The organism is Xanthomonas sp. DAR33341, assembly GCF_003992815.1.
Classification (GTDB): domain Bacteria; phylum Pseudomonadota; class Gammaproteobacteria; order Xanthomonadales; family Xanthomonadaceae; genus Xanthomonas; species Xanthomonas cissicola.
Genome location: NZ_QEYV01000010.1, coordinates 186,870 through 200,640, shown reverse-complemented (window position 1 = coordinate 200,640; position 13,771 = coordinate 186,870). Strand labels below are relative to the sequence as shown.

12 protein-coding genes are annotated in these 13,771 nt (G+C 64.5%); 8 read left to right on the top strand and 4 right to left on the bottom strand.

Annotated features, from left to right (window positions below):
* The first annotated feature begins 287 nt into the window (after positions 1 to 287).
* On the top strand, positions 288 to 563 hold the full coding sequence (locus EO156_RS01425; RefSeq protein WP_016850374.1) for a hypothetical protein: 276 nt from the start codon (positions 288 to 290) through the stop codon (positions 561 to 563).
* Positions 564 to 750: 187 nt separating this feature from the next.
* Here the strand turns inward: EO156_RS01425 and EO156_RS01420 are convergent, their stop codons facing one another.
* A complete protein-coding gene (locus EO156_RS01420; RefSeq protein ID WP_033482998.1) occupies positions 751 to 1,182 on the bottom strand; it encodes a helix-turn-helix domain-containing protein in 432 nt (143 codons plus the stop codon).
* 136 nt (positions 1,183 to 1,318) lie between these two features.
* On the opposite strand from EO156_RS01420, the gene EO156_RS01415 reads away from it, so the two are divergent.
* The 3 genes from EO156_RS01415 (at position 1,319) to kdgT (ending at position 5,590) form a co-directional block, all read left to right on the top strand.
* On the top strand, positions 1,319 to 2,197 hold the full coding sequence (locus EO156_RS01415; protein ID WP_016850376.1) for an SDR family oxidoreductase: 879 nt from the start codon (positions 1,319 to 1,321) through the stop codon (positions 2,195 to 2,197).
* 825 nt (positions 2,198 to 3,022) lie between these two features.
* On the top strand, positions 3,023 to 4,480 hold the full coding sequence (locus EO156_RS01405; protein WP_029827850.1) for an OprO/OprP family phosphate-selective porin: 1,458 nt from the start codon (positions 3,023 to 3,025) through the stop codon (positions 4,478 to 4,480).
* A 153-nt stretch (positions 4,481 to 4,633) separates the two neighbouring features.
* A complete protein-coding gene (kdgT, locus tag EO156_RS01400) occupies positions 4,634 to 5,590 on the top strand; it encodes a 2-keto-3-deoxygluconate transporter (protein ID WP_029827849.1) in 957 nt (318 codons plus the stop codon).
* 206 nt (positions 5,591 to 5,796) lie between these two features.
* Here kdgT and EO156_RS01395 read toward each other — a convergent pair whose 3' ends face one another.
* The 3 genes from EO156_RS01395 to msuE all read right to left on the bottom strand — a co-directional run bounded on the left by EO156_RS01395 (position 5,797) and on the right by msuE (position 8,566).
* Positions 5,797 to 6,825 (bottom strand): methionine synthase, encoded by a 1,029-nt coding sequence (locus EO156_RS01395; RefSeq protein ID WP_003488997.1) that lies wholly within the window; start codon positions 6,823 to 6,825, stop codon positions 5,797 to 5,799.
* Positions 6,826 to 6,853: 28 nt separating this feature from the next.
* Positions 6,854 to 7,837 carry a DUF1852 domain-containing protein gene (locus EO156_RS01390; RefSeq protein ID WP_016849364.1) on the bottom strand — a complete coding sequence of 328 codons (984 nt, stop codon included), beginning with the start codon at positions 7,835 to 7,837 and terminating at the stop codon, positions 6,854 to 6,856.
* A 141-nt stretch (positions 7,838 to 7,978) separates the two neighbouring features.
* Complete coding sequence (gene msuE, locus EO156_RS01385; RefSeq protein ID WP_016849365.1) at positions 7,979 to 8,566, bottom strand: FMN reductase; 588 nt, start codon at positions 8,564 to 8,566, stop codon at positions 7,979 to 7,981.
* Positions 8,567 to 8,757: 191 nt separating this feature from the next.
* Here msuE and EO156_RS01380 point away from each other — a divergent pair, with 191 nt between their 5' ends.
* From EO156_RS01380 to EO156_RS01365, 4 genes are all read left to right on the top strand, one after another.
* Complete coding sequence (locus tag EO156_RS01380; protein ID WP_003489002.1) at positions 8,758 to 9,672, top strand: LysR family transcriptional regulator; 915 nt, start codon at positions 8,758 to 8,760, stop codon at positions 9,670 to 9,672.
* On the top strand, positions 9,672 to 10,337 hold the full coding sequence (locus EO156_RS01375) for an epoxyqueuosine reductase QueH (protein ID WP_016849366.1): 666 nt from the start codon (positions 9,672 to 9,674) through the stop codon (positions 10,335 to 10,337). The genes EO156_RS01380 and EO156_RS01375 overlap by 1 nt, the downstream gene beginning before the upstream one ends.
* 122 nt (positions 10,338 to 10,459) lie before the next feature.
* Positions 10,460 to 11,338 (top strand): methylenetetrahydrofolate reductase, encoded by an 879-nt coding sequence (locus EO156_RS01370; RefSeq protein WP_016849367.1) that lies wholly within the window; start codon positions 10,460 to 10,462, stop codon positions 11,336 to 11,338.
* Positions 11,339 to 11,759: 421 nt separating this feature from the next.
* Complete coding sequence (locus tag EO156_RS01365; RefSeq protein ID WP_029827846.1) at positions 11,760 to 13,718, top strand: choice-of-anchor X domain-containing protein; 1,959 nt, start codon at positions 11,760 to 11,762, stop codon at positions 13,716 to 13,718.
* The last annotated feature ends 53 nt before the right edge of the window (positions 13,719 to 13,771 follow it).

Below are 13,771 nucleotides of genomic sequence, written 5' to 3'. Positions count from 1 at the left end.
GTTCTACAACCCACAACGCCGTCATGGTTCAACTGGCGACCTGTCCCCTGTAGAGTTTGAACGGCGCTACGCGCAACGAGGGTCTTGAGTGTCTACGGAACCCTGGGCGTATCAAGCGGATATATTTACGTCAGAGTTAGAGCGGGCTCCACCTACTTAGGCCGGTGCCTAGAAATTCATTCAAGCCAAGCCCGCATCGCGCGCGGCTAATTCAAGCGTTAGGTGCTTCATGAGTAATACGGCAGCTTGGGGTTACGAGCGCTAGCGCGCTTTTCGGGGATCAGTGCATGGATAAGTCTCAAGCAGACGCAATCGCGCAGGCCATACTTCAGCCGGATCTGGAGGCGCAAGAACAGATTCGTCGTAGGCGTGCCGCGGAAGATCAGGCCGTGGCGGACCGACGGATGGTTGCCTGGTTCTCGCTTTCCGGCTTCGTCATCGGTGCCGTTGTGGCACACCTTACTGGCTATCGCTTCACAGATGGCAGCATTTGGGGTGGCATCGCTGGCGGCGCGGTTGGCTGGGCTGCACTGAAGCTGTGTCGTCGCCGGCTGGCGCCCTAACAATTCATTCCACCCGACAGCACTTCACAGCGCGGCCTGACTCACGCGTCAAACCGCACATGAGAGACATGTAAGCCAGGACGCCGCGAGCGCATCTGCAGTCAGCGCCGACAGCCGAGGCGCACGCGGGAGCGCCGCTGCACCACGTCACCGCATTGGCTTGAATCGCGGTGACGCAGCGCCGTGCCTATGCCATCGCTTCGTCGGGATCCAACGCCACTGCCGCCTGCTGTGCGCGATCGAATCGCTCGCGGGCGGCGCGGATGCTGCCGTGGTTTTCGCCCGCCCAAGTGAGCAGTTGCGAGACTGGGCCGAGTAGCGCAACTCCCAGCTTGGAGAGTGCGTATTCCACGCTCGGCGGCTTGGTGGCGTAGACCTTGCGGGTGATCATGCCGTTGCGCTCAAGATTGCGCAGCGTCTGGGTCAGCATGCGCTTGGAGATGTCCGGCACGGCGCGCTGGATGGCACTGAAGCGGGATGGGCCGGGGATCAGCGTCAGCAGGATCAGCAGGGTCCACTTGTCGCCGATCTGGTCGAGCACATCGCGCACTGGGCACTTGGTGGCGTCGAAGGGTCCTTCCAGGGACGGCGGCGGCGGGAACAGGGCAATCGCATTCACGTGGGGTATCTCACGGTAACCAGGGGGAGCAAAACTGCCTCCTTGCGGAGGCCTGGGCGGCGCTGACACTATGCAGGCGATCAGTTAGGTCTAGATAGTAGACCAAATCTCTTATGCAAACCTACCGGAGCCCGTCATGACCTCTACATCCCCCCTGACTCTTGTCACCGGCGCCAGCGGGCAGTTGGGTGCGCTGGTGGTCGAAGCGCTGCTTGGCCATCTGCCTGCAAACCGCATCGTAGCAACGGCCCGGGATACCGCGTCACTTGCCGAGTTCGCAAAACGCGACATCGCGGTACGTCAGGCCGACTATGCGAACCCGCAAAGCCTGGACACGGCCTTCGCCGGCGTGGGCCGCGTGTTGCTGGTCTCGTCCAATGCGGTCGGCCAGCGCGTGCCGCAACACCGCAACGTGATCGAGGCAGCCAAGCGCGCCGGGGTGGAGCTGCTGGCGTATACGAGCATCCTGCATGCCGATACCAGCACGCTGTCGCTGGCCGCCGAGCATGTGGCCACCGAGGCGCTGCTGCGCGAGAGCGGCGTGCCGCACGCGTTGTTGCGCAATGGCTGGTACACCGAGAACTACACCGGCTCCATCGCTGCAGAAGTCGCCCACGGCGCAGTGATCGGCAGTGCGGGCGAAGGCAGGATCAGCGCCGCCACGCGCGCCGACTATGCCGCGGCCGCTGCAGCAGTGCTGGCGTCGGATGCACCGCAGGCCGGGCAGGTGTACGAGCTGGCAGGCGATACCGCTTTCACGATGGCCGAGTACGCCGCCGAGGTGGCGCAGCAGTCGGGCAAGCCGGTGGCCTATCACGACCTGCCGGAAGCCGATTACGCGGCAGCGCTGGTGCAGATCGGCCTGCCGGCCGGCTTTGCGCAGGTGCTGGCGCAGTGCTCGGCCGCTTCGCGCGGCGGCGCCCTGTTCGATGATCGCCATACGCTGAGCCGGTTGATCGGCCGCCCCACCACGCCGTTGCGCGACGCGGTGGCGGCGGCACTCGCAGCGCGCTGAGTCACGGCCGGGACCATTGCGCTGCCGAGCCGTTCGGCACGCAGTGGTTCGCGCATCGTTGAGCAGGTGCGCCATGACCGCCTGGGATCACGGCGAACCTCGTGGTGCTTCACCGATATGCGACCGGCAGCGATGGCCGGCTGGTCGGCGTGGCTGCGTGTGTCGGGATGCTCGCCAGTGCGTTGGACCAACGGCATTGGTCGAGGCGGTGGGCAGTGGCGCTGCATTAACGACCGATCAGCAACCGTGCAACTCGGTTGGTCAACGCGTGCTGCGGTGATCGAGCCGGTGCGGCACCGGGTTGCTGCCAACGCCAGAGACCTGCACAGCCTGGCGCTGCGCGACGCACTCCCGGGCGCCGCAGATCGCAGCGTGACCGTGCCGACGCCGCTGCAAATTGCGTGCTTGCAAAGTTCAATGGTGGCGCAGACGCGCCGCGCTGGCGAGTCCAGCAGATAATGGCGCGCAACCATCGACGATGCGCAACACCGAAAGCATGGAAGGGCGTGCGCGGTCTCCGTGATGCCACGACCGCAGTTCCGGATGCAGTTCTGTTCGACCACCTTCATCCCATCGCGCGCAGCTGGGCTCGCCTCACGTTGGTCGCATAACTGCCATCGCCCCGACACGACGGTGACACAAGGGCGCGGCAGCGAGGTTCGGCAGTGTCACCAAACTGACATCAAATCTAAATATAACTACTGCCATTGCCGCTACGTCAGGACGACCGGCGCCTGGCAGGCGCTTCCACGCCGTGCAGCCGCCCTCTTGGCAGCACCGGATCGACGCAGCCGCCGACCCGTTTCCCTTGCACGAGCCGGACCAATGAAAAAACGCAATCTCGCCACTGTTCTGTGCGCCCTCAGCGCGACCGCCAGCGGCAGCACGCTGGCCGCCGAGCTGGAGTTGTACGTCGACCGCAAGACCAAGCAGATCTTCGCCGAGCCGGCGCCAGGTCGCGACAAGTTGGGCACCTTCGTGCAGGTGGACGAAAACGGCAAGCTGCCGGCATCGGCGATGCCGGCCGTGCCCGCACAACCGCTGCCGCCCGCGCCGGGCGCCGCCACGCCCGCGGACACTGCCACTGCCCAGGTCGCGCCTATGCCGGCGCCGGTTGCAACGCCAGCGCCGGCCAAGTCCGGCGACGCCGGCAAGAAGTGGTACGACAAACTCAGCCTGCGCGGCTACACCCAGATCCGTTACAACCAGGGCATCGGCGGCGATGCGCAGGACCTGCGCGCGCCGGGCGACCGCTTTATCGGCAACGACCAGAGCCTGGGCATCCGCCGTGCGCGCCTGGTGCTGAGTGGCGATCTCAACGAGCATGTGTCGCTGTATTTCCAGCCGGATTTTGCCAGCACGCCCACCGGTTCCACCACCTCCAACTTTGCGCAGCTGCGCGACGCCTACGCCGATATCTTCTTCGACAAGAAGCGCGAATACCGCGTGCGTGTGGGTCAGTCGAAAATGCCGTACGGCTGGGAAAATCTGCAGTCCAGCCAGAACCGGCTCTCGCTGGATCGCGCCGATGCATTGAACTCCGGCCTGCGCGACGAACGCGATATCGGTGCGGTGTTCTATTACAGCCCCACCGTGGCCAAGGGCCGCTTCCAGGACCTGGTCAAGTCGGGATTGAAGGGGTCGGGCGACTACGGCGTGATCGGTGCCGGTGTGTACAACGGCCAGGGCGCCAACCGCGCCGAGCGTAACGACAGCATGCACGCGGTGGTGCACGCCACCTACCCTTTCAAGTTCGCCAACGGCCAGTATCTGGAAGTGGGCGCCGACGCCTACGCCGGCCGCTTCGTGCCGACTGCGGCAGCAGTGAATATCGGCGGCCGCAGCTTTACCCCGGCCATCACCGAGCCCAATGGCTATACCGACCAGCGCGTGGCCGCGCACATCATCTACTACCCGCAGCCGTTCGGCCTGCAGGCGGAGTGGACGGTGGGCCGTGGTCCGGAACTGGATGTAGCCCAGCGCCGCATCCGCACCCGCTCGCTGAGCGGCGGCTATGTGCAGGCCATGTTCAAGCACGACTTCAGGTACGGCACCTTGCTGCCGTACCTGAAGTGGCAGACCTACCGCGGCGGCTCCAAGTTCGACACCAATGCCCCGCGCATGCGTCTGGACGAAGTGGAAGCCGGTGTCGAATGGCAGCCGATGGATGCGCTGGAACTGGTGTTCGCGTACTCGAAGATGAAGCGCACCGACGTCGGCACCGCGCCGTATCCGGTCGTTGAAGGCGATTTGCTGCGCCTGCAGTTGCAGGTCAATTACTGAGCAGGGTCGGCAGCGCCGGTCATCGCTGCTGCGGCGGTCATGACCGGTGCATTCGTGTGCGGCTGCGTGCGTTCGCGCCGGGATCTGCATGCACGCAGGTGCCTGCGCGATGCTGCCAGCCCCGCGCGTGGTGACGCGCTCACTGGAACGCGTATGCGTATCAAGGCCACGGTGGAGCGGCTTCCCGGCGGGATGATGCTGGTCCCCTTGTTGCTCGGGGCGCTTTGCCACACGCTCTGGCCGCAGGCCGGCAGCACCTTGGGGTCTTTCAGCAACGGTCTGATCAGCGGCACGGTTCCGATCCTGGCGGTGTGGTTTTTCTGCATGGGAGCAACCATCCAGCTGCGCGCCTCCGGACGGGTGCTGCGCCGTTCGGGCAGCTTGGTACTGACCAAGATCGCGGTGGCCTGGCTCGTCGCAGTCCTGTGCGCACCGCTGCTTCCCATCGGCGGTGTGTCGAGCGGGCCGCTGGCCGGGCTGTCGGTCCTGGCGCTGGTGGCTGCGATGGACATGACCAACGGCGGGCTGTACGCCGCGTTGATGCAGCAATACGGCAGCAGCGAAGACGCAGGGGCAGTGGTGCTGATGTCGCTGGAATCGGGCCCGCTGATCTCCATGCTGATCCTGGGTGCCAGCGGCCTGGCCAGCTTCGAACCACAGCTGTTCGTCGGGGCGGTGCTGCCGCTGTTGCTGGGCTTTGCACTGGGCAACCTCGACGCGGAATTGCGGCAGTTCTTCGCGCAGGCGACCAAGACGCTGGTGCCGTTCTTCGGCTTCGCGCTCGGCAACACGCTGGATCTGTCGACCATCGCCCACACCGGCACAAGTGGCGTGCTGCTGGGCGTGGCGGTCGTCGTAATCACCGGGCTGCCCTTGCTGCTGGCCGACCGCTGGATCGGCGGCGGCAACGGCACCGCCGGGGTGGCCGCCTCCAGCACGGCCGGTGCCGCCGTGGCCACTCCGGCCCTGATCGCCGGCATGGCGCCGCAGTTCGCACCCGCAGCGCCGGCCGCGACGGCGCTGGTGGCCAGTACGGTCATCGTCACCTCGTTGCTGGTGCCGCTGCTGACGGCCTTGTATGCACGCCGTGGCGGTGCACGCAGCGGCTGAGAGCCGGGCTGGCGCCATGCAGCCTGCGATGGGATGCCCGGGCCGTTGGCGTTGCGGCATGCATGGCGCCGGAACGAGTCGGCGCCGGCGACGCCGGTGCGCAGCCGCCGACGCTCATGTGGCCGATGTGCACGGCCGGCATCTGTCGCGTTCGCGCACACGCCAGGCCGCCCGACGGCACGTGGCGCACTGCGGTGGCAGTTGGGCTAAGCCGACAGTTCTCCACGCACGATCTGCGCGCCCGCACTGAGCGCACTGAGTTTGCCGCGCGCCACGTGCCGGGCGAGCGGCGCCATGCCGCAGTTGGTGGAGGGATAGAGTTTGTCGGCATCGACGAAGCGCAGCGCTTTGCGCAGTGTCTCGGCCACTTCCTGCGGCGTTTCGATCGTCGTGCTTGCCACGTCGATGGCGCCGACCATCACCTTCTTTCCGCGAACGAGTTCGATCAGATCGATCGGCACGTGCGAGTTGTGGCATTCCAGCGAAATGATGTCCAGCGAGGATGTCTGCAGCTTGGGGAACGACTCTTCGTACTGGCGCCACTCCGAACCCAGCGTCTGCTTCCAGTCGGTATTGGCCTTGATGCCGTAGCCATAGCAGATGTGGACGGCGGTCTCGCACTTCAGACCCTCCACCGCGCGCTCCAGGGTGGCGACACCCCAGTCGTTGACCTCGTCGAAGAAGACATTGAAGGCCGGTTCGTCGAACTGGATGATGTCCACGCCGGCGGCTTCCAGTTCCCTGGCTTCCTGATTGAGGATCTTGGCAAACTCCCATGCCAGTTTTTCGCGGCTTTTGTAGTGCGCATCGAAGAGCGTGTCGATCATCGTCATCGGGCCGGGCAGCGCCCACTTGATCGGCTGGCGGGTCTGCTGGCGCAGGAACTTGGCATCGTCCACGAACACCGATCTCGGACGGCTGACCGCGCCGACGACGGTCGGCACGCTGGCGTCGTAGCGGTCGCGAATCCTGACCGTCTCGCGTTTTTCGAAATCGACACCGCTGAGATGTTCGATAAACGTGGTGACGAAATGCTGACGTGTCTGTTCGCCGTCGCTGACGATATCGATGCCGGCGTGCTGCTGTTCCTGCAGCGACAAACGCAGCGCGTCCTGCTTGCCTTCGATCAGTTCGGCGTCCTGCAATTTCCAGGGCGACCAGAGCGTTTCGGGCTGGGCGAGCCAGGACGGCTTGGGCAGGCTACCGGCGGTTGAGGTGGGGAGCAGCTTTGTCATGATGAGGGATGTCGTGCGTTCTGGTTGATTAGGAAGCGCGGCTGGAGGCCCACTGCGCAAGCAGGTTGCCGTAGGGCCGGATGAAATGCTCTTCGGTGAATTTGCCCTGCGTCACGGCGAGCTGGCTGCGCTCTTGGCGGTCGTAGACGATCTGGGTGGACGAATAATCCTGATGCTTCAGGCTCGGCCGGTAGGTCGGCCCTGCTGCAGCGTTGGCGTTGTAGATCTCTGGCCGGTAAATCTTCTGGAACGTTTCCATCGTGGCGATGGTGCCGATCAGCTCCAGGTTGGTGTAGTCGCCGAGCAGGTCGCCGAAGAAGTAGAACGCCAAGGGCGCAACGCTGCTGGGCGGCATGAAATAGCGCACCTGCAGGCCCATCTTTTCGAAGTACTGGTCGGTCAACGAAAACGCGTCCTGCCGGTATTCGATCCCCAGGATGGGGTGCCGGTTTCCGGTGCGGTGATAGGTTCTGCTGGTGGAGACGCTGATGCAGATGACCGGCGGCTTGCGGAAGTGCGCGCAGTACGCGGGCGAGTGCACGAAGTGCTTGAACAGCTTGCCGTGCAGGTCGCCAAAATCGTCCGGGATGTTGAAGCCGGACGCATCTTGGTTGTGCGCTGGCAGCAGCACGCTGAAATCGTAGTCGCGCATGTAGGAAGAGAAATTATTGCCGGCAATGCCGTCGATGCGCGCACCGGTATGCCGATCGACGATGGTGGGTTTCAATATCTCGATCAACGGAAACGCATCGTCCAGCGCGCGTTCGCCGATGTGCATTTCGACGGAGATGATGTCCAGCTCCACCGCGTAACGGTCACGGTTGGGGTTATCCCAGTGCGCCAGATCGTTGCAGCGGTTGTTGATCATCGCCAGCGTGTTACGCAAATTTTCCTGACGTCGCTGACCTCTGGCCAGGTTGGCGAAGTTGGTCGTGTTGCGCGTCGTGGCCGAGGGATGGTAGTCCTCATCGAAGCGCAGGCTCTTGATGGTGAAATTCAATACGTGAGTCATTGCGAACCGATGCCTTGTTTCTAAGATGGGACGCGCGCATGCGCTGCGTCATGGGTAAATGCCGGCGGCATGCAGGCCGGGAAGTGGATCAGTACGCGCTTGCCGACCGATCCGGTTCCCTGGCTACCGCGAGCTGGGCCCTCAGGCCGCAGCCACGCCCTGCGCGGCGCTGGACCGCGCGTGCCGCGTCAGCTCGATCAGCGGCAGTGCCCGCTGCACCGCCAGCCTGGCCCGGTCGGCCAGCGCGTCGTTGTGCACGCGGTAGTCCAGAAAGTCGCGGTCGGTTGCGTAGACGCCCAGCGGCAAGGTGCGTGCCTGGAAGAAGCTGAAAAGCGGGCGTAGCTGGTGGTCGATCACCAACGCATGGCGGTCGCTGCCCCCGGTTGCGGCGAGCAGCACGGGGGTATCGATCAAGGCGTCCTGATCGATGAAATCGAAGAAATGCTTGAACAGTCCGGTGAACGAGCCGCGGTAGACCGGCGTTGCCACCACCAGCACGTCGGCCTGCTCTACCAGGCAGAGCGCCTGCTCCACCGTGCCAGGGACTTGGGTACGCCAGAGCGCGCCAGCGAAGTGCGGTGCCAACGCCCCAATTTCGACCAGATGGCGCTCGCACGGCACCTGATCGGCGATCAACTCCAGCAGGTGTTCTGCCAGGGCAACAGCCTTGGAGGGGCGTTGCATCCCGCCGGAAACCGCGACGACGCGGAGTGGGTGTTTGACAGTCATGCTAGGCAACCTTACGCAGTGGGGACGTCGTGCAGTGCGCCAGGAAGATTGCGGCCCGACCTATTGGCCGCGCCGTGCGTCCAAACCCGTTCACACGGCAGCGACTGAACAAGCGAGTCCCGATGCTAGGGCTGGCATTCAATGAAGTAAAATGGTGTTATTTCAACAATCCATGAATTCTGATCATTTGAATGCTTGAGCGCATCCATCTCACCATCGTCCAGCAGGTCGAGCAGCAAGGCTCGCTGACCGCCGCCGCAGGCGTGTTGAATCTGACCCAGTCGGCGCTGAGCCACAGCATGAAGAAGCTGGAACAGCAGCTGGGCACCGACATCTGGTTGCGCGAGGGGCGCAGCCTGCGCCTGACCCAGGCCGGCCAGTACCTGCTGGCGGTGGCGAACCGGGTGCTACCGCAACTGGACCTGGCCGAAGAGCGGCTGGGGCAGTTCGCCCAAGGCGAGCGCGGTGCGCTACGCATCGGCATGGAATGCCATCCCTGCTACCAGTGGCTGCTCAAGTTGGTGGCGCCGTATCTGGCCACGTGGCCGGATGTGGATGTGGATGTGAAACAGAAGTTCCAGTTCGGCGGCATCGGCGCGTTGTTCGGCTACGAGATCGATCTGCTGGTCACGCCCGACCCGCTGTTCAAGCCAGGACTCAGGTTCGAGCCGGTGTTCGACTATGAGCAGGTGCTGGTCGTGGCCAAGCGCCATGCGTTGGCGTCGGCGGCCTACGTCAAGCCACAGCAGCTCACACGCGAGGTGCTGATCAGCTACCCGGTGGATCTTGAGCGCCTGGATATCTACAGCCAATTCCTGTTGCCGGCCGGCGTCACGCCGCGGCGCCACAAGGCCATCGAAACCACCGACATCATGATGCAGATGGTGGCCAGCGGCCGCGGCGTGGCCGCCATGCCGCGCTGGCTGGTCGAGGAATATGCGGCCAGAATGGACGTGGTGCCGGTGCGGCTGGGTGCGCGCGGCATCCCCAAGCAGATCTATCTGGGCGCGCGCGAGGCGGACATCGCAATCGATTACCTGCGCGCCTTCATCGAACTGGCGCGTGCGCCGGCCAATGCCACTGCCTATCCGCAAGGACCCCACTGATGGACGCCCCTGCCCAACGCATGCCACTTCCACTGCCTGACGGCCACGCCAAGGTCTTGCTGCATTCGTGCTGCGCGCCGTGCTCTGGCGAGGTCATGGAGGCGATGCTGGCCTCCGGCATCGACTACACCATCTTTTTCTACAATCCCAACATTCATCCGCGCAAGGAATACGAGTTGCGCAAGGACGAAAACGTGCGTTTTGCCGAACAGTTCGGCGTGCCCTTCATCGACGCCGACTACGATCGGGACAACTGGTTCGAGCGGGCACGCGGGATGGAAAACGAGCCTGAGCGCGGCGTGCGTTGCACCATGTGCTTCGACATGCGCTTCGAACGCACCGCGCTGTATGCCCACGAGCACGGTTTTCCGGTGATCACCAGTTCGCTGGGCATCTCGCGCTGGAAGAACATGCAGCAAATCAACGACTGCGGCATGCGCGCTGCGGCCAAGTATCCCGGCTTGATGTATTGGGAGTACAACTGGCGCAAGGGTGGTGGCGCCTCGCGCATGATTCAGATCAGCAAGCGCGAGAACTTCTATCAACAGGAATACTGCGGTTGCGTCTATTCCCTGCGCGATACCAATCGGCATCGTGTGGACAGCGGTCGCAAGCGCATTCAACTCGGCGTGAAGTTCTATGGCGATGACGCGCCGGAAGACTGAGCCTTCGCCAGTTCAGCGGAAGCCACACCTGGATTTCGGGCGCCTTCCCGCTCGATCAGCGCGTGGTGGCGATGCCACCCAATCATCATGACAAGACCGCAAGACCCGTGATTCCTGCAGACATGCCGAGCGGTGCCAGCACCATTACCGACACCTATTCGCTGGAGGTCAGCGTCAAGGACATCGGCGCGCTGACCAATGCGGCGCCGCGCATCCTGCCTGGCTCGGACATGTTCATTCCCTACTTGCCAGGCCAAACCGAGGCTGCGCGGCTGGCCGCAGCACAGAGGGTGCGTCGTCTTGGTTTCGAACCCGTGCCACATCTTTCCGCGCGTCGCATCGGCTCGCTCGAGGAACTGCAGGCAGTTGTCGCGCGCCTGGTCGGTGAGGCCGACGTCACCCGCTGCCTGGTGATCGCAGGTGATCCGTCCACTCCGAAGGGACCGTTTGCCGACAGCGTGTCGCTGATCGAGACGGGTGTGTTCGAACGCTCAGGCATCCGCACCATCGGCGTGGCGGGTCATCCGGAAGGACATCCGATCATGCGCACGACAGAACAATGGGACGTGCTGGAACGCAAATGTCGCAGCATTCAGGAGCGCGGCATGGCGCCCCTGATCGTGACGCAGTTCGGGTTCGATGCCGACATCGTCATGACATGGCTGGAAGCGCTGCGCGCGCGCGGCATGACGCATCCGGTGCGGGTGGGCGTGCCCGGTCCTGCCAGTGTCGCCGTACTCGCACGCTATGCGGCAAGCTGCGGCGTCGGCGCCTGCGCGTCGGTGCTCTCAAACTATGGCATCTCCATTGGCAAGCTATTCGGCAACGCAGGGCCGGATCGCTTTGTCGATCGCCTCGTCAGCCGCCTGACGGAAGCGCATGGAGATGTCCGCTTGCACCTCTTCCCGTTCGGCGGCATCGCACAGTCCGTGGAGTGGGTTGCGCACTATCGCTCGTGCGAGGCGTCGCAGGATCGGGTTAGCTCCGTGGCCGCGGATTAGGTGTCAAGACGAACGTGTCTGTGTGCCAGTCAACGTGGGCTTGAGGCGGTCACACCGCTACTGATCGGGCGATGGGTCCGTGGCGATGCCGGCCGGGACGAGAGCGGCTGAATGCGCTGCGCCCCATGCTGATCAAGGCAATCTGGCCGCTACAGCGGCAGTGCACGAGATTGAATGGGAATTCGGTCTTCATCGCTGCATGCTTCTCTGCGACCACGCCGCGTCCGCGACCCTGATCGCACTCGGTGTCGTTTGATTTCTAGCGACATGCACGCAGCGCCGTGAGTGTTGCAGTGCACAGCAGACCTGTCACAAGAGCGCGGTATAACCATCCACGAATCGCGGCGAGGGGGCGCTGCATCCGATGTCGTTGCCGTGCGCGATGGCATCGCTTCTGCAATGCTCACGGAGAGATCTTGCCATGCCGAAGCCGTCGCTGTTGTCGCTGTTGTGCTCCCTCTCACTGCTCTCTGCACCGCTTGCGGCAGCCGAGTTGCAGCCCAAGCAATTGGCTGGCCCACCGGAGGAGTTCGCGCAGATGCGTGCGCCAGATCCGGCCGAGTCGGCGATTTTGTCCAAGAGTGCGTTGCTGCCGGTGGAACTGGCACCGGCCGGTCAATCCGCGCGCTGGCAAGGCAGCTTGCCGGTGGAAAACGGGCACCTGCGCTTCATGGTGCTGTCCGGCGATCAGGCCTGGGATGCAGCAGTGGCTGCGCCTCAGCTTGCCGGCGCACGCGCCACGGCGGTGGCGACACCGCTGCACGCGCAGCGCACGCTGCTGGGCACCGCCGAGCACGGCACCAGCGGCATGCGCTACGCCGTGGAGTCGGCGCGCAACGGCGCATGGTCGTTGACGCTGCAGTCGTCCTCGCCGGTGGCGCAGCGCGGCTACGTGCTGATGGAAGGCGATGCGCGCACGCAGCTTGCTTCGTACCTGCGCACGCGTCAGCAGCAGGTCGGCCAATCGCTCACGCTCAACGCGCTGCTGAGCGGCAACGATGCACGCGGCGCCACGCTGCTGACGGCACAAGCCGGAACGATCGACCAGGCAAGCCTGCGCGTGATCGATCCGCAAGGCGGTGTGCGCAGCCTGCCGATGGCCGATGACGGCAAGCACGGCGATGGCGCCGCTGGCGATGGCGTGTACGGCGGCACGTTCCAACCGACCAGCGAGGGCACCTGGATTGCGCAGGTCATCGTGCATGGGCATGACCAGGCTGGCCAGCCGTTCGTGCGGACCAGCGAGCACGTGGTGCCGGTGGTGGATACGTCGCTGCGTCTGCTCGGCAATGCCCTGGGCGCACGCGCTGCCGAGGGCACGCGACTGACGATTGCGCTACCGGTCGCTGCACGTGGCAACGCACCGTCGCATTACAGGGTGTTCGGCCAGGTCTGGGGCACCGATGCCAAGGGCAAGGACGTACCGGTGGCCTGGATCGGCGGCATGCTGACGCCGCAGCAAGGCCAGCTGCCCCTGAGCCTGGACGAACGCTGGATTGCGCGTGCCGGTGCGCGGGCACCGTTCACGCTGCGCAGCCTGCGCATCGAAGACCCGGACCATTACATTCCGCTGGTGCAGGCCGGCGCGCTGCCGTTGCAAGTGCCTGCGCTACGCCGCGCCAGTGTCGCCCACGCCAGCACGGCGATCGACGAGAGCATGCGCATGGGCCCCCGCCCCACTGCACTGGCTTCCGCGATGGCGACGGTACAGCCTCAGGCCGCCGGCTCGCAATTGGTGCTGGTGCACGGCTATTGCTCCAACGGTGTGTGGCCGCAGGCGCAATTCACCAATGCCTCGACCTTCCTGGATGCCAAGCAGAACCGCAGCAACGACCAGTTTGCGCAGCGACTTGCCCAGTTCGCCAGCCAATGGTCGTCGTTCTCTACGGTGGCGCACAGCCAGGGCGGCATGGCTGCGCTGCACCTGTATACCTACTATTGGAGCGGGCTGGATAACGCCACCGGTGGGCGGGTGATGCAGTCGGTGGGCACGCCGTATCAAGGTACCAATCTGTCTGGGGTGCTGGCCGCGGTGGGTTCCTGGTTCGGCGTGGGCTGCGGCACCAATAGCGACATGACCTACGACGGCGCCAAGGCCTGGCTGGCCGGCATTCCGGCCGATGCACGCGCCAAGGTCAACTACTACACCACCTCGTTCGCCAAGACCAACTGGTACACCAACGATTACTGCAACGCTGCCTCGGATCTGGTGTTGAACGACCCGGAAGACGGCACGGTGGAGCAGGTCAATGCGCAGCTGCCGGGTGGCGTGAATCGCGGCCACACCACCGGCCAATGCCACACCACCGGCATGCGCGACCCGGCGCAGTATCTGGATGCCAACCGCAATGCAGTGATGAATGCGAATGCGGCGCGTTGAGGGGCCGGGATTAGGAAATCGGGATTGGGGATTGGGCAAGGCGCTGTCCCGGG

Coding starts and splice junctions, on each gene's coding strand:
- EO156_RS01395 (WP_003488997.1), bottom strand. CDS start 6,825: ATGACAAAGCTGCTCCCCACCTCAACCGCCGGTAGCCTGCCCAAGCCG.
- EO156_RS01425 (WP_016850374.1), top strand. CDS start 288: ATGGATAAGTCTCAAGCAGACGCAATCGCGCAGGCCATACTTCAGCCG.
- EO156_RS01405 (WP_029827850.1), top strand. CDS start 3,023: ATGAAAAAACGCAATCTCGCCACTGTTCTGTGCGCCCTCAGCGCGACC.
- msuE (WP_016849365.1), bottom strand. CDS start 8,566: ATGACTGTCAAACACCCACTCCGCGTCGTCGCGGTTTCCGGCGGGATG.
- EO156_RS01415 (WP_016850376.1), top strand. CDS start 1,319: ATGACCTCTACATCCCCCCTGACTCTTGTCACCGGCGCCAGCGGGCAG.
- EO156_RS01370 (WP_016849367.1), top strand. CDS start 10,460: ATGCCGAGCGGTGCCAGCACCATTACCGACACCTATTCGCTGGAGGTC.
- EO156_RS01375 (WP_016849366.1), top strand. CDS start 9,672: ATGGACGCCCCTGCCCAACGCATGCCACTTCCACTGCCTGACGGCCAC.
- EO156_RS01380 (WP_003489002.1), top strand. CDS start 8,758: ATGCTTGAGCGCATCCATCTCACCATCGTCCAGCAGGTCGAGCAGCAA.
- EO156_RS01365 (WP_029827846.1), top strand. CDS start 11,760: ATGCCGAAGCCGTCGCTGTTGTCGCTGTTGTGCTCCCTCTCACTGCTC.
- EO156_RS01390 (WP_016849364.1), bottom strand. CDS start 7,837: ATGACTCACGTATTGAATTTCACCATCAAGAGCCTGCGCTTCGATGAG.
- kdgT (WP_029827849.1), top strand. CDS start 4,634: ATGCGTATCAAGGCCACGGTGGAGCGGCTTCCCGGCGGGATGATGCTG.